1 protein-coding gene is annotated in these 286 nt (G+C 60.4%); it reads left to right on the forward strand.

All coding sequences use genetic code 11. The features are described 5' to 3' along the window. Positions 1–162: 162 nt before the first annotated feature. The coding region (locus tag A3709_RS25065) for a S8 family serine peptidase (protein WP_369795154.1) at positions 163–286 on the forward strand (124 nt) is incomplete at its 3' end.

Raw genomic sequence — 286 nt, forward strand, 5'->3', positions numbered from 1 at the left:
CTTGGCCAGCTGTTTTTCCAGCAAGGCCATGGATGCCTTGGGATTCATGAGCAGAATGGTGCGGCTTTCCAGCTGCTTTTCGTCGGCACCGTCCAGAATCAACTGGCGCAGTTCAGCGACACTGAGGTCCGGCGCCATGGCCAACAGCTTGGCGGCGACAGAATCCCCTTTAATGGCACGTCCATGTCCTCGCCCCAGGTGCTCAATCTCGCCGCCAAGCTGNTGGCCATGGCGCCGGACCTCAGTGTCGCTGAACTGCGCCAGTTGATTCTGGACGGTGCCGACG

Origin of the sequence: Halioglobus sp. HI00S01, assembly GCF_001635445.1 — a bacterium.
Lineage (GTDB): Bacteria > Pseudomonadota > Gammaproteobacteria > Pseudomonadales > Halieaceae > Halioglobus > Halioglobus japonicus.